General features: G+C 67.4%; 26 protein-coding genes. 8 read left to right on the top strand and 18 right to left on the bottom strand.

What is annotated here, in order from left to right:
• Positions 1-212 precede the first annotated feature (212 nt).
• The 12 genes from CH42_RS01860 to CH42_RS01805 form a co-directional block, all read right to left on the bottom strand.
• Positions 213-1,364 (bottom strand): threonine synthase, encoded by a 1,152-nt coding sequence (locus CH42_RS01860; RefSeq protein WP_053351515.1) that lies wholly within the window; start codon positions 1,362-1,364, stop codon positions 213-215.
• A 160-nt stretch (positions 1,365-1,524) separates the two neighbouring features.
• The gene (locus tag CH42_RS01855) at positions 1,525-2,472 is read right to left on the bottom strand and encodes an amino acid ABC transporter permease (protein ID WP_082309227.1); all 948 of its coding nucleotides are present in this window, start codon (positions 2,470-2,472) and stop codon (positions 1,525-1,527) included.
• On the bottom strand, positions 2,469-3,119 hold the full coding sequence (locus CH42_RS01850; protein WP_053351514.1) for an amino acid ABC transporter permease: 651 nt from the start codon (positions 3,117-3,119) through the stop codon (positions 2,469-2,471). Before CH42_RS01850 ends, CH42_RS01855 begins: the two co-directional genes overlap by 4 nt.
• 115 nt (positions 3,120-3,234) lie before the next feature.
• Positions 3,235-4,116, bottom strand: a complete 882-nt coding sequence (locus CH42_RS01845) for a glutamate ABC transporter substrate-binding protein (protein WP_053351513.1) — start codon at positions 4,114-4,116, stop codon at positions 3,235-3,237.
• 46 nt (positions 4,117-4,162) lie between these two features.
• Entirely contained in the window at positions 4,163-4,939 is a 777-nt protein-coding gene (locus CH42_RS01840) for an amino acid ABC transporter ATP-binding protein (RefSeq protein ID WP_053351512.1), read from the bottom strand.
• Between the two features lie 175 nt (positions 4,940-5,114).
• Positions 5,115-5,918, bottom strand: coding sequence for a metal ABC transporter permease (locus CH42_RS01835; protein WP_053351511.1), 804 nt, complete (start codon positions 5,916-5,918; stop codon positions 5,115-5,117).
• Positions 5,915-6,823: a metal ABC transporter permease gene (locus CH42_RS01830; protein ID WP_053351510.1), complete on the bottom strand. Its 909-nt coding sequence runs from the start codon at positions 6,821-6,823 to the stop codon at positions 5,915-5,917. The genes CH42_RS01835 and CH42_RS01830 overlap by 4 nt, the downstream gene beginning before the upstream one ends.
• Positions 6,823-7,674 (bottom strand): metal ABC transporter ATP-binding protein, encoded by an 852-nt coding sequence (locus CH42_RS01825; protein WP_053351509.1) that lies wholly within the window; start codon positions 7,672-7,674, stop codon positions 6,823-6,825. The genes CH42_RS01830 and CH42_RS01825 overlap by 1 nt, the downstream gene beginning before the upstream one ends.
• On the bottom strand, positions 7,671-8,777 hold the full coding sequence (locus CH42_RS01820) for a metal ABC transporter substrate-binding protein (RefSeq protein WP_053351508.1): 1,107 nt from the start codon (positions 8,775-8,777) through the stop codon (positions 7,671-7,673). Before CH42_RS01820 ends, CH42_RS01825 begins: the two co-directional genes overlap by 4 nt.
• Before the next feature lie 38 nt (positions 8,778-8,815).
• Positions 8,816-10,528 (bottom strand): Ig-like domain-containing protein, encoded by a 1,713-nt coding sequence (locus CH42_RS01815; RefSeq protein WP_082309226.1) that lies wholly within the window; start codon positions 10,526-10,528, stop codon positions 8,816-8,818.
• Positions 10,529-10,609: 81 nt separating this feature from the next.
• On the bottom strand, positions 10,610-11,635 hold the full coding sequence (locus CH42_RS01810) for a VOC family protein (protein ID WP_053351506.1): 1,026 nt from the start codon (positions 11,633-11,635) through the stop codon (positions 10,610-10,612).
• A gap of 60 nt (positions 11,636-11,695) precedes the next feature.
• Positions 11,696-12,148 (bottom strand): hypothetical protein, encoded by a 453-nt coding sequence (locus CH42_RS01805; protein WP_156322433.1) that lies wholly within the window; start codon positions 12,146-12,148, stop codon positions 11,696-11,698.
• An 879-nt stretch (positions 12,149-13,027) separates the two neighbouring features.
• On the opposite strand from CH42_RS01805, the gene CH42_RS16300 reads away from it, so the two are divergent.
• On the top strand, positions 13,028-13,573 hold the full coding sequence (locus CH42_RS16300) for a hypothetical protein (RefSeq protein ID WP_156322432.1): 546 nt from the start codon (positions 13,028-13,030) through the stop codon (positions 13,571-13,573).
• Between the two features lie 164 nt (positions 13,574-13,737).
• Complete coding sequence (locus tag CH42_RS01790) at positions 13,738-14,277, top strand: GNAT family N-acetyltransferase (RefSeq protein ID WP_053351502.1); 540 nt, start codon at positions 13,738-13,740, stop codon at positions 14,275-14,277.
• A 14-nt stretch (positions 14,278-14,291) separates the two neighbouring features.
• Here CH42_RS01790 and CH42_RS01785 read toward each other — a convergent pair whose 3' ends face one another.
• Both CH42_RS01785 and CH42_RS01780 read right to left on the bottom strand, forming a co-directional pair.
• Positions 14,292-14,750, bottom strand: coding sequence for a GNAT family N-acetyltransferase (locus CH42_RS01785; RefSeq protein ID WP_053351501.1), 459 nt, complete (start codon positions 14,748-14,750; stop codon positions 14,292-14,294).
• Between the two features lie 35 nt (positions 14,751-14,785).
• On the bottom strand, positions 14,786-15,241 hold the full coding sequence (locus CH42_RS01780) for an Lrp/AsnC family transcriptional regulator (protein WP_053351500.1): 456 nt from the start codon (positions 15,239-15,241) through the stop codon (positions 14,786-14,788).
• 100 nt (positions 15,242-15,341) lie between these two features.
• Between CH42_RS01780 and CH42_RS01775 the strand changes: the two genes are divergently transcribed.
• Both CH42_RS01775 and CH42_RS01770 read left to right on the top strand, forming a co-directional pair.
• Positions 15,342-15,968: a LysE family translocator gene (locus CH42_RS01775; protein WP_053351499.1), complete on the top strand. Its 627-nt coding sequence runs from the start codon at positions 15,342-15,344 to the stop codon at positions 15,966-15,968.
• 32 nt (positions 15,969-16,000) lie between these two features.
• Positions 16,001-17,434 carry an amidase gene (locus CH42_RS01770; RefSeq protein WP_053351498.1) on the top strand — a complete coding sequence of 478 codons (1,434 nt, stop codon included), beginning with the start codon at positions 16,001-16,003 and terminating at the stop codon, positions 17,432-17,434.
• An 11-nt stretch (positions 17,435-17,445) separates the two neighbouring features.
• Here the strand turns inward: CH42_RS01770 and CH42_RS01765 are convergent, their stop codons facing one another.
• Positions 17,446-17,766, bottom strand: coding sequence for a DUF952 domain-containing protein (locus tag CH42_RS01765; RefSeq protein ID WP_053351497.1), 321 nt, complete (start codon positions 17,764-17,766; stop codon positions 17,446-17,448).
• 57 nt (positions 17,767-17,823) lie between these two features.
• Here CH42_RS01765 and CH42_RS01760 point away from each other — a divergent pair, with 57 nt between their 5' ends.
• The 4 genes from CH42_RS01760 to CH42_RS01750 all read left to right on the top strand — a co-directional run bounded on the left by CH42_RS01760 (position 17,824) and on the right by CH42_RS01750 (position 20,458).
• Entirely contained in the window at positions 17,824-18,435 is a 612-nt protein-coding gene (locus CH42_RS01760; RefSeq protein WP_053351496.1) for a TetR/AcrR family transcriptional regulator C-terminal domain-containing protein, read from the top strand.
• Between the two features lie 207 nt (positions 18,436-18,642).
• The gene (locus CH42_RS01755) at positions 18,643-19,602 is read left to right on the top strand and encodes a DUF7507 domain-containing protein (RefSeq protein ID WP_053351495.1); all 960 of its coding nucleotides are present in this window, start codon (positions 18,643-18,645) and stop codon (positions 19,600-19,602) included.
• An 18-nt stretch (positions 19,603-19,620) separates the two neighbouring features.
• Positions 19,621-20,013 (top strand): putative Ig domain-containing protein, encoded by a 393-nt coding sequence (locus CH42_RS17110; protein WP_075205191.1) that lies wholly within the window; start codon positions 19,621-19,623, stop codon positions 20,011-20,013.
• 106 nt (positions 20,014-20,119) lie between these two features.
• Entirely contained in the window at positions 20,120-20,458 is a 339-nt protein-coding gene (locus CH42_RS01750) for a hypothetical protein (protein WP_053351494.1), read from the top strand.
• Here CH42_RS01750 and CH42_RS01745 read toward each other — a convergent pair.
• From CH42_RS01745 to CH42_RS01735, 3 genes are read right to left on the bottom strand one after another with little or no spacing between them, the layout of a single operon-like run.
• Complete coding sequence (locus CH42_RS01745; protein WP_053351493.1) at positions 20,455-21,504, bottom strand: Gfo/Idh/MocA family protein; 1,050 nt, start codon at positions 21,502-21,504, stop codon at positions 20,455-20,457. The genes CH42_RS01750 and CH42_RS01745 overlap by 4 nt on opposite strands.
• Complete coding sequence (locus tag CH42_RS01740) at positions 21,501-22,499, bottom strand: Gfo/Idh/MocA family protein (RefSeq protein ID WP_053351492.1); 999 nt, start codon at positions 22,497-22,499, stop codon at positions 21,501-21,503. The genes CH42_RS01745 and CH42_RS01740 overlap by 4 nt, the downstream gene beginning before the upstream one ends.
• Positions 22,500-22,539: 40 nt before the next feature.
• Complete coding sequence (locus CH42_RS01735) at positions 22,540-23,346, bottom strand: SDR family oxidoreductase (protein ID WP_053351491.1); 807 nt, start codon at positions 23,344-23,346, stop codon at positions 22,540-22,542.
• Positions 23,347-23,376 lie beyond the last annotated feature (30 nt).

The following is a 23,376-nucleotide window of genomic DNA, read 5'->3' as shown; positions in this document are numbered from 1 at the left end:
CACCGCTGCGCTGCACACCACGTGTGAGCGGGGTCACTTTTGGAGGGTGCGCACAGCGCGACACACTCCGAAAGTGACCCTGCTCCGCAGTCGCCGCCCCTTCAGGGTAAGTTGCGACCAGTTCTCACTCGCTGAGATAGGAAAACACTGGTCGCAACTTATCCCGATCGCCCCCTCCGCGCATCGACGCCACCGAGACGAGCGGCGGCGGATCACCCGGCCGCTTTGAGCCCCGACCCCGTCAAGAGCACCACGGTGGTCTCGTCGGGGTGGATCGCTCCGCGATCGAGCAGCACCTCCAGTGCGGCGGCCGCCGTCGCACTGGTCGGCTCGGCGTACAGCCCTCGCGCCGCGAGCCCGGCGTGCGCGGCGCGGATCCCAGCCTCGGGAACCGCCACCGTGCCTCCGCCGCTCTCACGCAGCGCCTCGAGCATGGGCATGAGGCGCAGCGGGCGGGCGATTGCCGTTCCCTCAGCGATCGTCGGCATGACCGGGCGGGCGGTTGCCGCTTGAAACGCCGCTGCTCGCGCGGCTGCAGCACCGGGCGCCGGTTTCACGTGGAACGCCGCATCGACCGGCGAGCAGTGCTGGGGTTGCGCGGCGTACAGTCGCGGCAAGCGATCAATCGCACCGGCATGCAGCAGCTCGCGGAACCCGAACGCGCACCCCAGCAGGCTGCTGCCCGCGCCGACCGGCATCACCACGGCATCGGGAGCCCGAAACCCGAGGTCTTCCCACATCTCGTAGGCGAGCGTCTTCGTTCCCTCGAGAAAGAATGGCTGCCAGTTGTGGCTCGCGTACCAGCCATCGCCGTGCTCAGCCGCAGCAATCGCCGCGCTCTGCGACGCTTCCCGAGGGCCCGCGACGAGTTCGATGCGGGCCCCGTATGCGCGCGCCTGCACGAGCTTCGCGGGCGAGGTCGACGCCGGCGCGAAGACAGTCACATCAAGGCCGCCCGCGGCACCATACGCGGCGATCGAGGCGCCCCCGTTGCCTGAGCTGTCTTCGATCACCGACGTCGCGCCCTGCTGCCGCAGCACAGAGAGCATCACGCTCGCCCCTCGATCCTTGAAGCTCCCAGTCGGCGACGCCCATTCAAGCTTGCACAGCGGTCGAGCACCGAGCCACTCGGTCGGCACCAGCGGTGTGCGCCCCTCACCGAGCGAGATCGGGTCGGGAACGTCAACTGCAAAGGCAGCGCGGTACCGCCACAGTCCGGGCGATCCGGCATCGATATCCGCAGCCGTGATGCCGGCTCCCGGTGTCAGCAGCAGTGGATCACCAGCGTTCGAACGCCAGCGACCCGGCTCGATCGCCACGCGCGCAGCGGAGATCGGGTCGACGTAGGCGGCGTCAGTGCTCATGCAGCGCAGCCTAGCAACGCGGCGCTCCGACCCCACTGATCACGATCGGGGTACATTGCGGTGGGTGTGAGGCCCCAAATGGACCGCAACACACGTCGAAAGTTACCCCGATCGCACCCAGTGCGGCGGCGCAGCGGCACAGCACCACCGCGCCGCCGCGTCACGCCGTCGGCGGGCGCGGTGCGTCGGGGCCCGGTCCAACGCCGCCCGCACCGCCGGCAGCACCGATCTCGCCACCGACCGCCGCCGCAACGGCGGCGCGCTTCGCGGCCGGCGCCGGTTTGCCGCTGCGCATCGCGGCCATTCGCCCGGCCCGACGCCCGAGCCAGGAGACGGTGAGGTTGATGGCCAGGTAGATCACGACGGCCACGACCCAGAAGGTGAAGAGGTAGCGGTTGCCGTAGAACGTCGATGCCTGCTTCACCGTCGAGGCGAGCTCGGAGTACGCCACGATGTAGCCGAGCGAGGTGTCTTTCAGCAGCACGACGAGCTGGGCGATGATGATCGGCAGCATCTGCGTGAACGCCTGCGGAAATTCGATGAGCAAGCGGGTGCGCACCGGGGTCAGCCCGATCGACAGGCCGGCCTCGCGCTGCCCCTTGTTCAGCGCGACGATGCCGGCGCGCAGGGCCTCTCCGATGATCGCGCCGTTGTAGATGATGAGTGCAATGACCACGGCCCAGAAGGCGCCGGTCGAGGCGACGAGCAAGATGAACAGCATCATCAGCAGCACGGGCATACCGCGGAAGAACTCGAGCAGCACGGTCACGGGCACGCGCACCAGCGCCGACGACGCGAGGCGCCCGAAGGCGAACAGCATGCCGAGCAGCACGGCACCGACCATGGCGACGGCGGCGGCGCGCAGCGTATTCAGCACGCCGCGGCCGATGAACTGCCACACCTCGCCGTAGGCGAGCACGTCCCAGCGCGAGCCGTCGAACATACCCGGCGTCTCGTTGCCGTTGACCGCAATCTGCGGCTGCGCGAGGCGCCACACCACCCAGCCAAGCAGTGCGACGAGCGCGACGACGCCCACCACTGAGATGATGCGGGATCGCACCCGCGCTTTGGGGCCGGGGGCGTCGTAGAGAACTGTCGCGGTACTCATCGCAGCACCCGCACCTTCTTCTCGATCTGCCCGGCGATGAGACCGAGCGGAATGGTAATCAGGAGGTAGAAGCAGGCGACGCCGACGAGAATCGGGATCACCGCCTGTCCGTTGCTGTTGGTCAGCTGTCGGGCGGTCGCGAAGAGCTCGACCACGAAGAACCCGCCGGCCACCGAGGTGTTCTTGGTGAGGGCGATGAACACGTTGATGAGCGGTGGCACGACCATGCGCAACGCCTGCGGCAGCACGATCAGCGAGAGCGTCTGCCCGAAGCCGAGGCCGATGGAACGGGCGGCTTCGGCCTGCCCGACCGGCACACCATTGATGCCGCTGCGCAGCGCCTCGGCGACGAACGGGGAGGTGTAGATGGCGAGGCCGATCGACGCGAGGATCGCATACGGCGGCTTGTCTGGCACGATCAGCGGCAGCACGAACACCATGAACAGCAGCAGCAGGGTGAGCGGAATGTTGCGGATCAGCTCGGTGTAGACCGTCGCGAATGCGCGCAGCGAGGCGACGGGGCAGATGCGCATGACGGCCACGATGAGGCCGATGAGCAGGGCCCCCAGGCCGCCAAACAGCAGCAGCCTCAGGGTCATCAAGAATCCGGCGAGGATGTCGCCGGCGTTCGCGATCAGCACTTCCACGGGCTGAATCCCTTCTGCGGAGCGGCTCCCGGGGGCGGCGTGCGCCGCCCCCGGGCCGACTCGATACTGACTGGACGCGAGTGCCGTGCCGGCATCGCGAGGTGACCGTGAGCGATCAGTAGTTGTCGATCTTCGGCGGCTCGGGCGTCGAGAGCACCGTGCCGGCGGTCTTCTCCCAAGCCGCGGCCCAGTCACCATCATCGAACGACTCTTGCAGCGTGTCGTTGATGAAGCCGCGGAAGTCGTCGTCGCCCTTCTTCAGGCCGATGCCGTAGGGCTCTTCGGTGAAGGGGTTCTCGACGACCTCGAACTCGCCCTGATTCTGGTCGGCGAGGCCCGCGAGAATCACGTTGTCCGTGGAGACGGCGACAACCTCACCCGAGCGCAACGGCTCGAGGCAGTTCGAGTAGGTGTCGGTGGCGAGCACGTCAACGCCTTCCTTCTTGAGGTTCTCCTCCGAGGTCGAGCCGGTGACCGAGCAGACCTTCTTGCCCTTGACATCGTCGATGCCCGAGATGCCGTCGGGGTTGCCCGAGAGTACGAGCAGGTCTTGACCGGCGATGTAGTACGGGCCGCCGAAGTCGATGACCTGCTTGCGGTCGTCGTTGATCGTGTACGTGGCGACGACGATGTCGACCTCGCCCTTCTCGATGAACGGCTCGCGGTTGGCAGAGACGGCTTCCTTCCACGTGATCTGGTCTTCGGTAAGTCCGAGCTTCGCGGCGATGATCTTGCCGATCTCGACGTCGAAGCCCTCGGGCTTGTTCGTGGTCGGGTTCATGAGGCCGAACAGCGGCTGGTCGTACTTTGTGCCGATGGTGATCTTGCCGGCGTCGTGGAGTTTCTCCATCGTCGTGCCCGCGTCGAAGTTGACGTCTTCGGCGGCTGCCGGTGCCGAGGTGTCTCCCCCGGCGTCGTTCGGCGATCCCGAAGCGCACGCCGTGAGGGCGAGAGCTCCGGCGGCCGCGATGACTGCTGCGTACTTGGCGAATCGCATGATTCCTGCTTTCTCTGCGTTGAGTCTGGTTCGAGGGATTGGTGCGTCAGTGCCCGAGGATCTTCGACAGGAAGTCCTTGGCGCGCGAGGTCGTGGGGTCGGTGAAGAACTGCTCGGGCGTCGCCTCCTCGACGATCTGCCCGTCGGCCATGAACACGATGCGATCGGCGGCCCGCCGCGCGAATCCCATCTCGTGCGTCACTGCGACCATGGTCATGCCGTCGTTGGCGAGACCGATCATCACGTCGAGCACCTCGTTGATCATCTCGGGGTCGAGTGCCGACGTCGGTTCGTCGAGCAGGATCAACTTGGGGTCCATCGCCAGCGACCGAGCGATGGCGACGCGCTGCTGCTGCCCGCCCGAGAGCTGCGACGGGAGCTTCTGCGCCTGGTTCGCGATGCCCACGCGATCGAGCAGCGCCATCGCTTTCTCCTCCGCCGCCTTCCGTGAGAGACCGCGAACCTTCATCGGCCCGAGGGTCACGTTCTGCAGGATCGTCTTGTGCGCGAAGAGGTTGAACTGCTGAAACACCATACCCACGTCGGCCCGCAGCGTCGCGAGGTCGCGGCCCTCCTCGGGCAGCGGTTCGCCGTCGATGGTGATCGTTCCCGAGTCGATGGTTTCGAGCCGGTTGATCGCGCGGCAGAGCGTCGATTTACCCGATCCCGAGGGCCCGAGCACCACGACGACCTCACCGCGGCCGACTTGCGTGTTGATGTTGTTGAGCACGTGCAGATCGCCGTAGTGCTTGTTGACTTCGTTGATGATGACGAGTGGTTCTCGATCGTCGCGGACCACTCTGACCGCTGTCGTCTCTCCCATGCGGTGATCGTACAAAGAGAGCTGAGTCGCGCGAAAGGTCTTGTGCTCGCCGCACAAAGCCGACTAGGGTTTTGCAAAACTCCTGATGAAGCTGGGGAACGGATGGGACGGCGTGGGGAAGCGTCGACTCGCCGCTAGAGCTGTGCCTGCGGCCGGGTCAATCGTTACCAAGCCGTCACCGAGCTGGCGCGAATCGCGGCTTGAGGGCGCGAAATGCGACGCAGAGCAGGAACACGGCGGTGAGCACCAGGCCGACTGACCCCCCGGCGGCGACCGAGAATTCGCGCGAGATCCAGAGGCCCGCGAGGCCCCCCGCGATGCCGAGCACTGCCGAGAGCACCGGAATCCATTCGACGCGGTCGGTGAGTACGCGCGCGGCCGCCGCCGGCGCGATGAGCACGGCGACGCCGAGGATCGCGCCCACCGCCGGCATCGCCACGACCACTGCGGCGGCGATGATGCCGGTGACGACGAGTTCGACCTGCCAGGTGCGGAAGCCCGAGGCCACGTATCCGACGGGGTCGAAGGTGTGGAAGAGGATGCGCCTGCCGTAGACGGCCGCGAGCACGATCGACACCACGAGCACCGCGGCAGTCGAGGTCACGTCGGAGACACTGACGCCCAGCGGCGATCCGACCAGCAGCGCCTCGACGGGCACGCCGAGGCCGGGGTTGAGCGCCGAGAGCAGCGTGCCGAGCGCGAACCCGAACGACAGCACCACCCCACTCGTGACCTGGCGCCCCTGACCGGGGATCTTCGCGAGCAGGGTCATCGCGAGCACGAGCACGAGCGCGAAGAGCGCCTGGCCGATGAGCAGGTTCCAGCCCAGCAGCGCGAACACCACACCGCCCGGGAAGGTTGCGTGGCTCAGCGCGACCGCGAAGAACGAACGACGGCGCAGCACGATGAGGGTGCCCGCGACCCCGGAGAGGAGGCCGAGCAGCGCAAGCTCGAGCGAGGCGAGCGCGAAGTAGCTCATGCGCGCACCGGCTTCCGCGTCGGCTTGCGCACCGCGCCGATGCCCCAGCGCACGAGCGCGGTGAGCACGTACGCGGCGACGAGCAGCAGCACGACGACCGCGCCCGGTGAGACCGTCGCGCCGCCCGTGATCGACCACTCGAACGAGATCCAGAGGCCGGCAACCCCGACGACGAGCGGCAGCAGCACGGCAATCGGAATGAGCAGCGCGAAACTACGCGTCAGCAGACGAGCGGCCGCCATGGGCACGGTGAGCAGCGCGATCACCATGAGCACGCCGAGCGCCTGGACCCCCGCGACGACGAGCAGGGCGACCGCGACGCCCAGCGTGAGGTCGGCGCGCAGCAGCCGGAAGCCCGCCGCCTCGGCGCCGGCCGCGTCGAACGAGCGGAACAGCTGCGCCCGCCAGGTCACCCCGACGATCGCGACAGCGACGAGGGCAACGACGAGGATCTGCCAGAGCTGCGTCTCGGTCACCGTGAGCAGTCGCCCGAAGAGCAGCTCTTGGAGCTGCGCCACGTAGCCCTCCTGGCGGGAGACGAGCACGACACCGAGGCTGAACAGCCCGGTGAGCACGACCGCGATCGCGGCGTCGGCTCCGACTCCACCGCGGTGTTCGATGACGGTGAAGAGCACGGCGGCGAGGATCGCGGCAACCACGGCACCCGGCAGCAGCAAGGCGGTGCCCCCGATCATCGAGCCGACGACCAGGCCGGGGAATACGGAGTGGACGAGGCCGTCGCTCACGAATTCGAGCTCGCGAAAGCTGATGAACAGGCCGACGATGCCGGCCGCGACCGCCAGGATGCCGACGGTGACGAGCGCACGCCACATGAACGGCAGGGCAAAGATGTCGAACGGGCTGGACTGCGCGAGGTGGAGGGCCGACACCAGATCGACCGGCATCACTCGGTCTCCCGCGTCGTGGTCACCGTGTGCTGATCGAGTTCGACGGTCGTGTCTTGGAACGCGTGCTGCACGGCATCGAGGGTGAGGGCATCGGCGACCGAGCCGAACGCGGCGGGGTGCCCGGGCTGGTTGGGGTGGTGCCCGCTCGCGAGCAGCAGTGCGTGGGTGCACGCCTCCTGCGCGATCTCGAGGTCGTGCGTCGACACGATGATGGTGCGCCCCTCGGCCCGCAGTTCGCGCACGAGCTGCAGCAGCACGTCGCGGTTCTCACGGTCGAGGCCATTGAACGGCTCGTCGAGCAGCAGCAACTGGGGGTCGGAGACGAGCGCGCGGGCCAGGATGCCGCGCTGCTGCTGCCCGCCAGAAAGTTCGCCGAAGCGTCGAGACGCGAATGCGCCGAGGCCGACCCGCTCCATCGCGTCGACGACGGCAGCGCGCCCCTCGCGACCGATCGGACGCAGCGCTCCGCGGGAGCGGTACAGCCCCATCGTCACGACCTGGCGCAGCGTGATGGGCAGGGTGGCATCGCGGGTATCCGCCTGCGGCAGCGAGCCGATGTGCCGGCGCGCGCGATCCGGAGCCTCACCGAGCACCTGCACCGCGCCGGCCGTGCGATCAGCAAGCCCCAGAATGCCGCGCAGCAGCGTCGACTTGCCCGAACCGTTCGGCCCGATCAGCGCGACCGCTGCCCCCGTCGGTATCTCGAGCGTGAGCCCCTCGACCCGTGCGACACCGTCGTACCCGAATGCTGCATCGGCCAGCGCAAGCGCGACGCCGCGCCCGGTGAGGGGCGCGGCGTCGGTCGCTGCGGGCACTGCGCAGTGCTGCGGGTCGTGCTCGAGGGTCATCCCTGCAGACTATCGGGCGCGGCGTCAGCCTTCACGCCCCAAGCATCGAGAATCGTCTGGGTGTTGTGCACGGTCGCACCGATGTAGGTGGCACCGTCGCTGTCGAGGGCACCGAGGGAGTCGGTGTAGAGCGTCTCGGCATCGATGACCTGCACGCCCGCCTCGGCGGCGATGGTCTCGGCGAGCTTCGGGCTCATCGACGACTCGACGAAGACGGCCTTGACCTTGTTCTCCTTGATCGAGGCGACGAGCGCATCGATGCCGGCGGCGCTCGGCTCGGCGTTATCTTCGAAGCTGGGCAGGATCGACCCGGCGAACGTGATGCCGTATTCGTTGAGGTAGTAGCGCATCGAGTCGTGACCGCTCACGAACTGGCGCTCGGCAGCGGGCACGCGATCCACCTCGGTCGCGACCCAGGTGTCGAGGTCGGCGAGCTTGCCGGTGTACTCCGTTGCGCGCTGCTGGTAGTCGCTTGCGTGATCGGGGTCAGCCTGCTCGAGGCCCTTCGCGATCTCATTCACCATGCCTTCGGCGAACTTCGGCGAGGTCCAGATGTGCGGGTTCAGGTCGCCGGGTGCTTCGGCGTGATCGTGCTCTTCTTCGGCGTGATCGTGATCGTGCGCGTCTTCGGATTCGGCCGCGTGGTCGTGACCCTCCTCCTCTTCATCGTGGTCGTCGACGAAGCCGCCGCCCGCGATCGTGATCTGCTTCGCCTCGTCGAGGTCGATGCCGTCGGCCGCGGTGATGATGGTGCCGTCGAAGCCCGACGCCTTGACCGCGTCGTCTACGAAACCCTCGAGGCCGGCGCCGTTGACGACGAGTACGTCGGCCTCGCCGAGCGCGAGCAGGTCAGCCGGGCTGGGGTCGAAGTGGTGCGCCGAGGCGTTAGGAGCGAGCAGCCCGGTGAGTTCGATGTCATCGCCGCCGACCTCGCCGGTGAAGTCGGTGAGCTGCGTCGTCGTCGCGACGACCTTCAGGCCCCCGCCTCCGCCGTCTCCCGAATCCGCGGTCGCCCCGCCGCTGCAGGAGGTGAGGGCGAGCAGCGAGGCGAGTGCAGCGCTGGCGAGCAGAACGGGTTTGAGGGGACGTGAGTAACGAGTCATGACACACTTTCTAAATGAGAACGAGTATCACTATACACTCACTCTGGCGTCACGTTGCCTCGTGTTCGCATCCGCGCAACGATCACTGCGGCGCCGCCGAGCAGTAGGAGCGTCATCGCAAGCGCAGCGGGAACGAATGCGTCGCTCGCGTCGCCCGTGGCCGCAAGGCGTGGCTTGGCAGCAGCCTCTGCGCCCGCCGGGGCCGCCGGTGTCGCGACGGTGGTCGGCGGCGCGCCCTCAGCGCCCGCTTCCGGAGGTTTCGTCGGCTCGACGGGATCAGTCGGGTCCACTGGATCGACGGGGTCCACTGGGTCGACCGGGTCCACAGGCGCCGGTGCCACGGCGAGCGATACCGGCTGCGACGTCGAGATCGCGAACACCGAGTTGCCGGAGTACCGCGCCGTGATGTCGTAACTGCCCTCGGGGAGCGAGGCGATCGCGAGCGTTGCCACGCCCGATTCGATCGGCGCGCTACCCAATGACTCGCCATTCGCGAAGAACTCGATCGATCCCGTCAACTCGGCCGGAGCGACCGACGCGCTCATCTGCACCGTCTCGCCGACCTTCGTGGTTGCGCGATCGAGCGACAACGTCACCGTGGCGACCCGCTGCTGCACCGTCACGGTGGTCTCAGCCGAACGCGACCCGTTCACACCCGAGTTGCCGGAGTACTCCACGGCGAGCACATGCTCGCCAACCGGAAGCTGCACGCCAGGCAGTTCGGCGCGGCCATCGCTCGATACGGTCACCTCACCCAGCAGTTCGTCACCCGCCCAGAACTGCGCAGTGCCACCGAGGTCGCTAACGGAGGCCTCGGTCGCCACGGTAGCAGTCAGATCGATCGCCTCATCGACGAAAATTTCTTCGCTCGAGGCGTCGAGCGCCACTGAGGACGTAGCCGTGTTGTATGTGATCGTGATGTGACCGTTGCCGCTGCGCACCCCGGTCTCGAAGACCGTGCCGGCGGGGCCGTAGCCTGATCCACCACCCCCGGCGGTGCCCCACACCGTCAGGTAGCCCGGCCCGCCGCCTGCGCCACCGTAGTATCCGCCGCCACCGCCGCCACTTCCCGGCGCTCGCGGGTCAGATGAAGTGGTGTCGCGCCCGTTGCCGCCGATGCCGAGCATGCCGCTCCCGCCACCGTTCTGATCGCCGCCGGCACCGTCGCCTGCAATGCTCACGACGCCGGCACCACCAACCAAGCCGCCTCCGGCACCGCCGATGAAGTTGCCGTACTGCGAGTTGGTGACCGCAACGGCTCCACCCCCGCCGCCAGCGACGAGCACCCGATGTTCCAGACCCTCGCCACCCACACGAACATCGCTCGCGCCGCCGCCACTCGCGTTGGCGCAGCCCTGGCTCGACGTGCGACCGCCGCCGTTGAATCCACCGGCGACGCCGCCGGGCTCGCACAGCACGTTCGAGAGCCCCACGCCGCCGACCGTGACGTTGAGCACATCACCCGGCTGCACCGGCAGCACCGAGGTTGCCCGGCCTCCCAGCCCGCCGTTCATGCCGGTCCACTGCGCCGCGTCTCCGCCCGCGGCACCGAAGACGTCCGCAGTAATGGACGTGACGCCAGTCGGCACGGTCCACTGCTCCGTGGCGCCAGTGAACGCGAATTCACAGGTGGCGACGCCGGCGTCGACGGTGCACGCGGCGTCTGCCTGAGCCGGAGCCGCAACCAGTACGGGCAGTCCCAACGTCGCGACCGCCACAGCCAACAGGGTCGCCCCGAGTTTCACACGCATACTCGAGAGCTTAAGCTGCAGACGACCAGGAGCCGAGCGATCGAAGGAACACTGCGTAGCCAATCACCAGCAAACAGGTAGTTACGGCGCTGACCCCACGACCAAGTGCACCGCGTTGCCCCACGGATCCCAGGCCGTGAGCACGTCGCCACTGCGCTGGGAGGAGTAGCCGGCGCTCGCCAGGCGATCCTCCGCTGCATCGATCGCGGCAGCATCGGGCAGCGACACGGTAAAGCCCGCAAGCCCGGTCGCGTTGGTGCGCGCCTCGGCGCCCTCGCTCTGCCACACGTTCGTGGCGAGATGATGGTGATAACCGCCGGCCGAGTAGAAAAGGGCGCCGTCATCGCGGGCCGTCACAGCGAATCCGAGCGCACCGGCGTAGAAATCTTCGGCCTGCTGCAGGTCGCCGACCTTCAGATGCACGTGCCCCACCGTTGCTGCGTCAGGCGTCGCCTCTTCGATTGCGCTCACGTCGGTGCCGAGATGCTCGGTGATGAACTGGTTGGGGTCGAGCGCCTCCGACCCCATCTGCACCTCGCCGTCCTTCCACTTCCACTCGTCGCGCGGCCGGTCGACATACAGTTCGAGGCCGTTGCCCTCGGGGTCGAGGAAGTAGAAGGCCTGACTGACGGCGTGATCGGCCGACCCCTGGAACGTGTCGGGCGCGTTGGTCGCGACCTGCAGAATCGTTGCGGCGAGCGCGGGCGCATCGGGGTACAGAATCGCCGTGTGGTACAGCCCGGGGTCGGTCAGGGTCGACCCAGCCTCACCCGAATCTTCAGGGGTGAGGCGCAGGATCGGCTCATCGAGCCCGAGCAGCACGCTGCTGCCGGTTGCGACTGCGTCAGCGTGATCCGCATCGTCGATCACCCGCAGGCCGACGGCGTCGACGTAGTACTGCTGCACTTTCTCGAGGTCGTGCACGGCAATCTCGACCACACCCATGTGCGTCTCTTCGGGAAGCGCCGCCGTCGGCTGCGCGTCGCTTTCCGCGCTCGCCGACTGCGCGATCGCGATCCAGGTGATCGCTCCGGCCACAATCAGTACGACGGCGACGATGAGCGTGATGAGCAGGGGCTTGCGAGAGCGGGCTGCAGAAGTGGCCATATCAAGTGGCAACTCACGCCCATCGACGCGCATTCCTGGGAAAGTGCGGGGACGCCCGCATCAATGACCGCGCAGATCGAGGTTCAAGATCGAGCTACCCGGCGGCTCGTTGCGCAGCATCACCATGAACAGGTCGGGCTGTTCCAGGTCATGACGATCGCTGAATATCAGCGTCGATCGTTCGATACGCGGGTCATCCGTGGCGATCACTTGCGCGTCAGCGGAGATGTCAGCGTAGGCCGTTTCAAGCTTGGCAGTGTCTAACTGGCTTCGGATCAGGAGCGCGCCAGCGTACTGCATGCCATTGCCGGTTCCCGACAGCCGCTGCGCCGCCCACCCCGAATCGATGACCTCAACGCCTGCAGGCACCGGCAACTGCTGCACGCGCGACTCGAGCTGCTGAGCTGCCGCATCGTTCGCGAAGTGCACCCACACAGCGGTGCCCACGAGGGCGAGCAGCGGCAGCAGCACGATCATCGCGATGATCGCCCCTGCGGGGATACGTCGAACCATGCGGAGAGGCATCAGCTCCTGACGACCCGTGTGATTCGCATGCTCACCCATGCCAACGACAGTAGCCGGGCACGTTCAGGCGTGCTCCGGAGCGAGAGCGGCGCGCAACAGTTCGCGGGCCCGCTGGTAACGACCTCGTGCGGTCGAGGCGGAGATCTCGCAGTGCGTTGCCGCACCCCTTGCCGCGCCCACGCACCGGCCAAACCGCGTGACAAAACGCAGCCAGCCAAGCTAGGTATCTTATATATAGATATATAATCGTGTCGTGATCAACGCCCCGGCGACAAGGAGGTCGAGTATTCGAGCGACGGCAGCACTCCAAGTGCTCTTCCTCTTCGGAAAGCAGCCGCGAGTCGCGTTGCGCACCACCAACCTCTCACCCGAATGGAAAGTATGTCTGCAGCTAAGAGAACCACTCTGATAATCGGGATCGCGTGCATTGTCGTTTTCCTGCTGGTGAGCGGGCTCGCACTCGTCGACCTCCCGCACACTGCGGAAGTCTGTTCAGGTGACGTAATCTCGACAGACTTGTGCGAGCCGGCGCGACTCGGACGCAGCAACTTCGGCAGCATATTGGTCGGCAGTGGAATCATTGCGTGTGCGCTGATCGCCCATGCCATCGTCCTGAGGAAACGCAACTGAAGATAGCCGACGCCGAATGCGCGCAGCCGTGCGTGTCAACGGCCCCAAGGCGAACAGCCTGAACTGTCACACACACATCGCAGCGCGGTCTCCGGTCGTGGGCGGCTTGCGGGTTCCGTTGTAAGTCGCCCACGCGCCTACCGGATCGCTTTCGCTGGATCCGATCGCGTCGACCAAAGCGGCGAGGCGCGGTGCGCGCGGTGCCGAGTATCGAGAGCAACTAGGAGTACTGGATTAATGGCGCTTTCCTGCGTGATTGCATTTGTTCCGAATCTTTCGGTTGACGCCTTTGGCGCCAGCGAAACAGAATCGACCTCATTTCCCAATGCCGTGAATGGACGTGCGTCAGACGTGTATGTCACCCAAGTGGGGCTACATGTCCTGGTTACTTCACCGGGAAATCTCTGGGAAGCACCCATACTCAAGGACGATCCGGAAGGCGGCGTGCTGGCAATTATCGACGAAGACCTATTCGCGATCAGCGTCTTTGGGGAAGGCGACCGCGTGCGCCAAGTAGTGGAAGGCACTGTTCAATACGAGGAAGGTACGCCGCTCAGCGTCGAGTCCGTGTTCGACGAGATCAGCGATCCTGAACTCAGCCACCTGGAACTCATAGCTCGCCTTGCGGGCATTTCCAGCACCGAGCTCAGGAAGCTCGACTGGTACCGCCTCCGTCCATGGCCTACGAAACGCAACAAACTTGTGAAGGGCACGGTGTATACGATCACCGCCCTCGTGGGGTTCGTTGTGCTCAACAAAGTTCTACCCAAAATTTTCGCGTAACCGGGTCGGCTACGCTTCGGACGCGCGAAGCGGCATCAGCTCCTGACGACCATTGCGATTCGCATGCTCACCAATGCCGAACGGCAGCGTCCGGGGCGCTGACCCGAACTCAGTCGCGAGGCGAACGTCGCCGTGGAGCGATCAATAACGCCTAGGCTCGACGCATGCGCCTCCCGAACTCCCCCGCACCCGGCATCGACCTCCGCCTACTGCAGCGCGACGACGCTGAAGAGCTCGCCCGCGCGTACGTGCGCAATCGTGACCACTTGGCTCCCTGGGAGCCCGCGAGGTCTGACGAGTTCTTCACCGAGGCCTGGCAACAGGAAGACATCGGCCAGCGCATCGCGGCAGGCGAAGCCGGCACCGCCTTCAGTTTTGGCCTCTTCTCGGCAGGGGAGGTCGTGGGCCGGTTCAATCTGGCCGGCGTGGTGCATGGCCCGTTCGAAAGCGCCGGGCTGGGCTACTGGGTCGACCAACGCTGGGAAGGGCGCGGGCTCGCCACGGCCACCGTGCGTGCACTGCTCGATTGGGCCCGCGCGGAGCTCGGTCTGCATCGTGTGGAAGCCAGCACGTTGGTGCACAATCTCGGCTCGCAGCGGGTGCTTGCGAAAGCCGGGTTCGAGCAGATCGGGTACGCACCGAAGTACCTGAACATCGCGGGCTCCTGGCAGGATCACCATCTCTATCAGGTGCTGCTGCACTGAGCAGGTACGTCGCGTCAGCCGGCGAGAGCGAGATGCAGGATGGGGTACGGCTTCCCTTCCCCGTCGACGTCGCTGCGACCCACCTGCGTGAACCCCTGGCTCAGATAGAACGCTGTCGCGCCCGGGTTCTGCTCGTTCACGTCGACCGCGGTGACGCCGTACTGAGTGACCGACTCCGCAAGCAGCGCGCTGCCGATCCCCTGGCCTCGGCACTCATTGGCGACGAAGAGCATCTCGAGGTTGCCGTCGAGCACTCCGGCGAAACCGACCGCCTGACCGTCACGCTCTGCGACGAGCAGCGTGACGGCGGGAAAGTACGCGGTCGCCAGGTTGCCTTCGATGCCCGCGAAGTCGGACTCGGCGAGAAAGTCGTGCGTCGCGCGAACGGCGCTGCGCCAGATCTCGACGAGCCGCGGGTACTCGACCGAGCCGTGGCACGGGCGAATGATCAGGGGTGCGGGGTGCGAAGACATGTCGGTGCAAGTGTAGGCCGACCGGCCGCGTCCGCTCAGGGAATCGGCACCCCGCGATCCTGCCCCACCCGCTTCATGACAAGGGTCGATTGCAGTCGCTGCACCCCCGGCAGCCCGGTGAGTACCGTGTCGTAGAGCGACTGATACGCGGCGAGGTCGGTGGTGAGCACACGCAGGATGTAGTCGGGCTCTCCGAAGAGCCGCTGCACCTCGACGACGCTCGGGATCTCGACGACCGCCGCCTCGAACGCCGTGATGACGTCGATGGAGGTGACGCCGATGGTGACGAAGATCACCGCCTCGAACCCCAGGCCGACCGCCTCCGGCGACACCACGGCACGATAGCGCTCGATGGCACCGGATCGCTCCAACTCTTTCACCCGGCGGTGGCACGACGAGAGGCTCAGGCCGACCTGCTCGGCGAGCTCCGTGGCGCTCACCCGCCCCGACTCTTGCAGTCGTGAAAGAATCTCGCGATCCAACGCATCCATGCGGATGATTCTTGCAGATTGCCGCGCAAACGACCCAGAAAACGGAAGCACATTTCCGCGAGAACGCCGTAATCTCTGAGCGTCGAAGGAGGACGGTGCCATGGATTGGACGCTGGCGGGGCAGTTCTGGATCATCGCCGCGGCACTCGCCGTCACCCCGGGGCCCGATTGGGCGTTCGTGATCTCGGCCGGCGCACGTCGGCAGCACCCCGCACCCGCGGTGCTCGGGCTGCTCAGCGGCTACGTGCTCGTCATCGGCGTCGTCGTCGTCGGAGCCGGCGCCGTCGTCACGGCCTTCCCGCTCGCGCTCACGGCGCTCACCGTGGCGGGCGGCGCCTTCCTCGTCTACCTCGGCGTCACCACCCTGATGCGCCCAGCTGCTCCGCTCGACGTGACCGGGGAGCCGCTGCACACCGGTGGCTTGCAGCAGTACTTCCGCGGCGCCGGCGTGAGCGGCATCAATCCCAAGGGCGTCATGCTGCTGCTCGCCCTGCTGCCGCAGTTCACCGGGCCGGGCGGCGAGTGGCCGCAGCCGATGCAGATGCTCGCGCTCGGCGGGCTCCACCTACTCAACTGCGCGGTCGTCTACACCGTGGTCGCAACGGTGTCGGGTCGCGTACTCGGCGGGCGGCCACGGGCGGGCTCGATCGTCAGCCGCATCACCGGCGTCATGATGATCGGCGTGGGCCTGCTGCTGCTCGCCGAGCAGATCGCGCCTCTGATCTGAGCGCACGCGGCGGCGGCTCGTAAGCTGAGGGGGTGACCGACTCGACCCCCGCATCGCCGGCCGACGCGCCGCTGCCGAGCGCTGTCGCCTGGCGCGATGCGCTGCGCAGCGGCGAAATCTCGGCGCGCGATGCCGTCACCGAGGTGCTGCACCGCGCGGAACACTGCTCCGACCTGGGCGCGTTCGTCGCCCTCGACAGCGACCTCGCGCTCGAGCAGGCCGCGGCGGCCGACGCGCACTTCGCGAACCTCGCTCCCGCCGATCGCGCGCACGCGCTCCCCCGCCTGCACGGCCTCCCGACCGCGTTCAAAGACCTCACCGAGGTCACCGGGTTCGTCACGACCCGCGGCAGCGCAGCGCTGCCGCATGCTCGTGCGGATAACGACGCCCCCGGCGTCGCGGTGCTGCGGCGGGCGGGCGCGATCCCGATCGGCAAGACCCAGGTGCCCGAACTCGGGCTCACCGGCTACTCCGAGAACGCCATCGCAGCACCGGCACGCAACCCGCTCGACCCCGAGCGCACCGCGGGCGGTTCATCGGGCGGCAGTGCGGCGGGGGTCGCCGCGGGCATGCTGCCGGTGGCGCCGGGAAGTGATGGGGGCGGGTCGATCCGCATCCCCGCGCTCGCCTGCGGCCTCGTCGGGCTGAAACCGGGCCTGGGCGCGGTGCCGAGCGACCTCGCCGGCGGCACTCCGGCCGATCGCAGCCTGCACGACGAGTTCGGCGCCCCGCGCCTCGCCGTGACCGGCCCCCTCGCGCGCGACGCGGCCGACGCCGCCCTGCTCTTCGACGCGCAGCGCGGTGCGACGGGCGAGCCGGCACTGGCGGCGGTGCGCACTGCGGGCAGCGTGACCGGCCTGCGCATCGGTGCGAGCACGGTATCGCCGTTCGCCCCGGTCTACCCCATCGTGCTCTCGGCGGAGGCTCAGCAGGCGTTCGCCTCGGCGATCGCGCAGCTGTCAGCGCGGGGTCACGAGGTCGAAGATGCCGCCTTCACCTACGACCCCGGGTACCCCGACGTGTTCACCACCTCATGGACGGCGGGGCTCTCGCGACTGCGGCTTGATGACGCGGCGGTGGATCGCCTCATGCCTCTCACCCGCACGTTCCGCGAGCGGGCACTCGCCCGAGGCGACGACATGCATCGTGCTGCGGGATCACGCCTGCGCGAATTCGCCTCAGACGTTCGGACGCAGTGGGGCGCCTACGACGCCGTCCTCACCCCCGGGCTCGCGATGCTGCCGCCGCGCATCGGCGCGTTCACGTCGCACGACGCCGACGGCGATTACCGCCTGCAGTGCGAGTGGGCGCCCTACACGTCGATGGTCAACGTGTCAGGGCTGCCCGCAGTGGCGGTGCCGATCGTGCGACTGCCGTCTGGCCACTCGATGGGGGTGCAACTCATCGGGCGCACCGGGTCAGAGGCGCTGCTGCTGCAACTGGCAGCGCAGCTCATGGAGCGGTAGCGGTCGCCGCGTCAGCGAGCGAGGGGCAACTCTGACGCCACGATCTCGCGAGTCATCGGGATCGCACCCATGATGTGCGGGAAGCCGTCGTGCCATTCCACGTCGATACCGGCTGCGGCGAGCGCGTCGAGCCGAATCGCGATGTCGAGCAGCGGCAGCGAGATGTCGGCGTAGCGAGCTGCCAGCACCTGCGGCACCTGCTCGGCGGTTGCGGCGTGAATGAACCCGGCATCGTCGAGGTGCGTGCCCCGCGTCGCCACCTCGTACTCGCCGAAGCCCCGGCTCATCTCCCAGTCGTCCTCGATCGCGATGTGGTGAATCAGGTCGGTCATCTTCTCGACTCCTCGCTAATGAAACGGTTTCGTAGCATTCACGAGTAGACTACTCCTATGGAGTCAAAACGTGGGCGACCGACCGCCGCCGACAGCGTCGAGCGCACAGCGCGTGTCGCCGCTGTCGTTACCCGCCTGCTCACCAGCGATGGGTTCGACGCGTTGACCTTCGACCGGGTCGCAGTGGAGGCTCGCGTCGCCAAACGCACGCTCTACCGCGACTACGTCGACCGTGGTGGGCTGGTGCGCGCAGCGGTGCGGCGACTGCACGACGCGGCGCAGACGTCGGGGCCGGGTGATCCGACACGCACCCCGCAACCGCTGCGCGAGTACGCGACCACTCTCGTCACGACCCTGCTGAGCGACGAGGCGATCGGCGTGCACCGCGCCGTGATCGCTGCGGCGACTCGATACCCGGAGGTCGCCGCAGCGTTCTACGCCGAAGGGCCGCAGCGGTCGATCGAAGAGCTGACCGCGCTGCTCAAGTCGATGCCGAACGAGCCCTCAGGCTCGAGCAACCACCCGGCGAGACCAACGGCCGAACTCCTCTTCGCCGCACTCACCGGCGAAGCGCACCGACGGCGCCTGCTCGGCCTAGACGAGGCACCCGATGACCCTGCGATTGCACGGCACGCCGAAGGCGTGCTGGCAGCCCTGAATCTGGCGTAACGAGGAGCCGCTCCTGCCCCGCACGCCACGGGTGAACAGCGTGGACAACCGCTGTTGGATTCAACCCCCTCGAGTATCGCGTAGTATTTAAAATACGATATACGCGTGATTATCTTTTCTCCTGCCTTCCTGCTGCCCGCACGTCGGACGCGTCGCTCAGCACTACCGGAGCCGCAGGCGCGCGTCACATGTTCGAGGAAGGCAGCCATGCGCACAAAAAGACACACCAACCGACCACGGAACGCGGCTCTCGGCCTCGCGCTTCTCAGCGCGAGCGGCGTCGCGAGCCTGGGAGGTGCGACCGCGGCCACCGCCGAGCCGCTCGACTTCTGGGTCGCCAGCGGATGCGTCGGTGTCATCTCTGACACGTCAGATGGAGGCGCCGAAAACTACTTCGCGATGTCTGAGCTCGAATACCTGCCGGGGCACGAATGCCGAGTGGTCGTCACCGACGCCAAGAGCGGGAACGAGGTCGCAGATGTGACGATGTCGGGTACACCGACAGTCGTGTTCCTCCCCAATGCCGGCGATTACACCGTCACCTTCGCCGATGTGACGTGGGACAACGAGTTCGAGGCAACCATCTCGCTGACCGAAGCGCTCGCCCCGGCGACCGATGAGTTCACCTCCGGCGCTGACTGCCGAATCGGGGACAGTCGCCGCTCGCTGAGCGTTCCCACGAGCACGGGAGAGGAGTCGATGGATACCGTGTGGACCATCGCCACACCGCAGCCGGCGTGCGAAGAGCAGCTGTCGCCCTATGTTGCCGTCAATTCGACGACTCCCGTGGCGATCGCGAGTGATCGAAACGCCGCTCTCTCGATCGCCACGACCCTCACGGCAGCACCCGACTCCGTGGACTACCTCATCAACGTCGCAAACCACTCGCTCGTCCCGCTCAACGTCACGGTCAGGGAATCATCACAGGCCCTCGCTCCCCAATGTCCCGATCGCGTCCTCGCACCAGGCGGGGAAATGGACTGCACCGCGCAGTACTTATTCACGGACGCCGATGACGTTTCTGGCGCCGTTCGACACGTGTTCCAGGCCTCTGGCATCGACTCCGATATCGCGGGCCGCATTGGAGCAACAGAATTGACTGCGACTGCGGCGACAGACGCCGTGGTGACACCGGTGACACCGCATCCACGCCTCGATGGACGCTAACCCGAAGCAACTGTCGGAGTGGCCCACGCATACACGTACTCCGTCACTGGAGGCGGTGACGTCGCGCACGCTGACGGCGCATTGCCACCGGGGCTCTCACTGAGCTCGTCAGGAGAGCTGAGTGGAATTCCCACCGAAGCCGGCACGTTCTCATTCACACTGCAGACGACCAACGAGCGGGGATCGCACACCCTGTCAGACACTCTGACGGTTCAGCCCCCCGCTTCACTGACACCACCAGCCCCAGCGACACCAGAACCGAAGTCAGGAATCATCCACCCGGAGTCGCTCGCTGCGACGGGAGCCCGGACCATGTGGTTGGTTCCCGCAGCAGGCGCGCTTCTTGCGGTGGGTGCGACGTTCCTGTTCATGCCGTTCGTTCGGAGAAGCGCCACCACCGGAACGAGGTAATTCGCTTCCGCGAACGGAGCAAGCCGGGATGCCGTTTACCCAGCAATGGAGCGGACGCGCAGTTCGCGCATAGCTTGCGCATTGCATCGGCGCGCACACTCGAATCATGACCCGCCCAGCGATCCCGGATTCCGCGGCAGAAACCGACCGCACCGCCCCTTCTCTCTCGACTCCCGCGCCCCCCACCGCGGCATTCGAGCGCGCGGTCGATCGGTCTCGTCTCGGCGAAACGTTCGCGGACACCCCCACGAGCCGCCGGCGCTGGCTTTCCCCGTTGCGCGCCGGTGTCGCGGCTCTCGGCATCGCCATCCTCGCCTTCGGCGGCGGATTCGGCACCGCGTATGCGGTCAACGCGGCCAGCGCGCCTCCCCAGCCGCCGGCCGTACAGCTTGAGATGCCCGAGGGCCTCATGGGATCGCCGGGCGGGTCATCCACCGATAGCTAAGCGACGTCGAGCGGATCCCCCATCAGCTCGCGTGCACGCTCAAGCAGCGCAATGGTCTCCACCGTGCGGTCGAGGGGCCGAAGCGGCGACTCGGTAAGCCCGGCTTCAAGGCAGCGGGCCACTTCAAGCGCTTCCCAGAACAACTGCGTGTGCGCGAGCGGCTCCTCGTGCCACCGCAGCACCTCACCGTCGTGGAAGCGCACCTCGACCGGACCGGGCTGGTAGAACGGCGCATCGAGCACGAGGGTCGCCTCGGTTCCCGCGATATAGGCGGTGGTCGGCGTATCCGCGAGCATGGATGCGCTCACGGTGGCGAGGCGATCCTGCGCGTCACCGAGCAGCGCATGGAAAGCCCCGACGGCACCCGGAGCCTCGACCCCGGGCACGACCTCGCGCCGGCCGTGAGCCGTACGCACCTCGAGCCCCGGAATGATCTCGTTCGCGAACATCAGCGTGTACGAGCCGATGTCGTTCATGACGCCGCCGCCCTGAGCCGGGTCCATGGCGCGGTGGTGGTCGACGAGCCGCTCGCCGAGGTTGGCGTGCACCTCGACGATCTCGCCGAGCAGCCCGGCCTCGAGCACCTGGCGCACGACCGAGAAGCGCGGCAACGCGAGCGTCCAGACAGCTTCCATGGCAAAGACGCCGCGGGATCGCGCGAGCTCGACGAGCCGCTCGACATCGGCGAGACGCGGCGCCATCGGCTTCTCCACCAGCACGGGCTTGCCGGCTTCGATCGCGAGACTCGCGTGCGCGACGTGGTCGAGGTGCCCGGTCGCGACGTACACGACGTCGACATCGCTCGCGACGAGTTCCTCGTACGAGCCGTAGGCGTGCGCGATGCCGCACTGGTCGGCGAACTGCTGGGCGCGGTCGAGCGTGCGCGATCCGACCGCCACGACCTGCTGCGCGGTCGACGCCTGCAGCGCCTCGACAAATTTCGATGCGATCCATCCGGTGCCGAGGATCGCCCAGCGCTTCGGGGCGACCGCGCGCGGGTCGGGCACGTTCGGCTGCGGCAGCACGCGCCCGCTCGCGTTGCTCATGCGCCGGCCTCCACGCGCACGAACGCGCCGCCCGAGTGCATGGAGGCGACAGCGGCCGCGGCGACACGGGTCGCCTGCGCACCGTCTTCGACCGTCGCGAGCGTGGGCGCGCGACCCTCGTTCAGCGCCGTCACCCACTCCTGCAGCTCGAGGCGGTATGCCTCTGCGTAGCGCGGGCGGAAGTCGACCGGAATGCCGGTGCTCGCCGCCAGGTTCGAGAACGACTGCACGCGATGCGGTTCGGTAATCGAGACCGCGCCCGTCTCGCACAGTACCTCGGAGCGCATGTCGTAGCCGTAGCGCGCATTCAGCGAGTTCTCGACGGTCGACAGCGCGCCGTCGGCGGTGCGCAGCAGCAGGAAGAACGGCTCACGAAGCCCCCCGCTCGTCGAGCTCGGGGTCTCGGGCGCGTGCCACGACACCTCGGTGACGGGCGAGCCGAGCAGCCACGGCACGATGTCGAGGTCGTGGATCGCAGAGTTGTAGATCACGGTCTCGTCGGTGGCACCGGGGCCGGTGGTGACGCCGCGGCCGATCGAGTGCACCATGACCGGGCGCCCGTGCACACCCGAGTCGACCTCGCGCTTCTGCTCGACGTACCCCGGATCGAAGCGGCGCATGAAGCCCTGGTGCACCAGCGGCGTGCCCTCGCCCACGGCGGCGCGGTGCGCGGCGATCACGCGATCCGCGTCTTCAACCGAATACGACAGGGGCTTCTCGCACAGCGTCGGTTTGCCCGCCGCGATGCACGCGAGGGTCTGCTCGGCGTGCAAGAAATCGGGCGACGCGATAAGAACGGCCTCGACCTCGTCGGCGGTGATCAGTTCGAGCGGGTCGGTGTACGCGACCGCGCCCGGGATCGCCGCGACGACGGCCCCCGCGCGCTCGGCATCGGGATCGGCGACGGCCACGACGGTCGCCCCCGAAATCTGCTCGTGCAGCAGTTGCGCATGGAAGGCGCCCATCACGCCCGTGCCGATGATGCCGATCTTCATGGTGCTCCTCTGGTGTTCTTGCCGTACGTGAAAAGTAGCGTTACTGGTCGTAGGCGCCGGGCACGTTCTGATCCCAGTCGATGATCGACCCGGTGACGACGCCGCTGCGCGAGCTGAGCAGGAAGACGATCGCGTCGGCGATCTCGTCGGGCTGGCCGAGCTTGCCCATCGGCTGCGCGGCCTCCGCCTGCTCGAGCCAGGTGCTGTCGGCATCGTGGAACGTCTGCTGCGTCACGGCCTCGCCGGGCGTCGCCGTCCACCCGATGTTGAGCCCGTTGATGCGAATGCGGTCGAAGCGGTGTGCGAACGCCGCGTTCTTGGTGAGGCCCGCGAGCCCCGCCTTCGACGCGACGTAGGGCGCCAGGTACGGCTGCCCGCCGTGCATCGACATCGAGATGACGTTGAGGATCGTGCCCGGCGACTTGCGGCTGCGCATGTCGGCCACCGCGCCCTGCATCGTCATGAACGGCACCGTGATGTTGAGGTGCAGGTGCTCGTCGAGCAGCTCGCGGGTGGTGTCGAGCAGGGTGCCGCGACTGGTGGCGCCGGCCGCGTTGACGAGGCTGTCGATGCGCCCGAAGCGCCCGATCGTGTCGGCAACGGCGCGCTCGGCCTCACCGGGCACGCTCAGGTCAGCGATGATCGCGATCGCCTCGAAGCCCGGGGTGCCGGCGGCCGCGCCCTCAGCGCGGATCGCTGCGAGCGCCACCTCCGCCTTCTCGGCGCTGCGACCGACGATCGCGATGCCCGTCGCGCCCTCGCGCGCGGCGGCCTCGGCTACGGCGCGGCCGAGGCCCTGCGTGCCGCCGGTGACGAGCAGGATGGTGTCTGCGAGCAACTGCTGCATGGTGGGGTCTCCCTCTGGTGTCTCAGTGTC

This window comes from Leucobacter musarum subsp. musarum (genome assembly GCF_001273845.1).
GTDB classification, from domain to species: domain Bacteria; phylum Actinomycetota; class Actinomycetes; order Actinomycetales; family Microbacteriaceae; genus Leucobacter; species Leucobacter musarum.
The sequence above is the reverse complement of the archived record's forward strand: the minus strand, read 5'-3'. Positions and strand labels throughout refer to the sequence as shown.

Coding starts and splice junctions, on each gene's coding strand:
- CH42_RS01785 (WP_053351501.1), bottom strand. CDS start 14,750: ATGTCTTCGCACCCCGCACCCCTGATCATTCGCCCGTGCCACGGCTCG.
- CH42_RS01835 (WP_053351511.1), bottom strand. CDS start 5,918: ATGAGCTACTTCGCGCTCGCCTCGCTCGAGCTTGCGCTGCTCGGCCTC.
- CH42_RS01740 (WP_053351492.1), bottom strand. CDS start 22,499: ATGAAGATCGGCATCATCGGCACGGGCGTGATGGGCGCCTTCCATGCG.
- CH42_RS01765 (WP_053351497.1), bottom strand. CDS start 17,766: ATGACCGACCTGATTCACCACATCGCGATCGAGGACGACTGGGAGATG.
- CH42_RS01845 (WP_053351513.1), bottom strand. CDS start 4,116: ATGCGATTCGCCAAGTACGCAGCAGTCATCGCGGCCGCCGGAGCTCTC.
- CH42_RS01830 (WP_053351510.1), bottom strand. CDS start 6,823: ATGCCGGTCGATCTGGTGTCGGCCCTCCACCTCGCGCAGTCCAGCCCG.
- CH42_RS01805 (WP_156322433.1), bottom strand. CDS start 12,148: ATGGTTCGACGTATCCCCGCAGGGGCGATCATCGCGATGATCGTGCTG.
- CH42_RS01750 (WP_053351494.1), top strand. CDS start 20,120: ATGACCCGCCCAGCGATCCCGGATTCCGCGGCAGAAACCGACCGCACC.
- CH42_RS01735 (WP_053351491.1), bottom strand. CDS start 23,346: ATGCAGCAGTTGCTCGCAGACACCATCCTGCTCGTCACCGGCGGCACG.
- CH42_RS01855 (WP_082309227.1), bottom strand. CDS start 2,472: ATGAGTACCGCGACAGTTCTCTACGACGCCCCCGGCCCCAAAGCGCGG.
- CH42_RS01840 (WP_053351512.1), bottom strand. CDS start 4,939: ATGGGAGAGACGACAGCGGTCAGAGTGGTCCGCGACGATCGAGAACCA.
- CH42_RS16300 (WP_156322432.1), top strand. CDS start 13,028: ATGGCGCTTTCCTGCGTGATTGCATTTGTTCCGAATCTTTCGGTTGAC.
- CH42_RS01780 (WP_053351500.1), bottom strand. CDS start 15,241: ATGGATGCGTTGGATCGCGAGATTCTTTCACGACTGCAAGAGTCGGGG.
- CH42_RS01815 (WP_082309226.1), bottom strand. CDS start 10,528: ATGCGTGTGAAACTCGGGGCGACCCTGTTGGCTGTGGCGGTCGCGACG.
- CH42_RS01810 (WP_053351506.1), bottom strand. CDS start 11,635: ATGGCCACTTCTGCAGCCCGCTCTCGCAAGCCCCTGCTCATCACGCTC.
- CH42_RS01790 (WP_053351502.1), top strand. CDS start 13,738: ATGCGCCTCCCGAACTCCCCCGCACCCGGCATCGACCTCCGCCTACTG.
- CH42_RS01820 (WP_053351508.1), bottom strand. CDS start 8,777: ATGACTCGTTACTCACGTCCCCTCAAACCCGTTCTGCTCGCCAGCGCT.
- CH42_RS01745 (WP_053351493.1), bottom strand. CDS start 21,504: ATGAGCAACGCGAGCGGGCGCGTGCTGCCGCAGCCGAACGTGCCCGAC.
- CH42_RS01775 (WP_053351499.1), top strand. CDS start 15,342: ATGGATTGGACGCTGGCGGGGCAGTTCTGGATCATCGCCGCGGCACTC.
- CH42_RS01860 (WP_053351515.1), bottom strand. CDS start 1,364: ATGAGCACTGACGCCGCCTACGTCGACCCGATCTCCGCTGCGCGCGTG.
- CH42_RS01755 (WP_053351495.1), top strand. CDS start 18,643: ATGCGCACAAAAAGACACACCAACCGACCACGGAACGCGGCTCTCGGC.
- CH42_RS01825 (WP_053351509.1), bottom strand. CDS start 7,674: ATGACCCTCGAGCACGACCCGCAGCACTGCGCAGTGCCCGCAGCGACC.
- CH42_RS01760 (WP_053351496.1), top strand. CDS start 17,824: ATGGAGTCAAAACGTGGGCGACCGACCGCCGCCGACAGCGTCGAGCGC.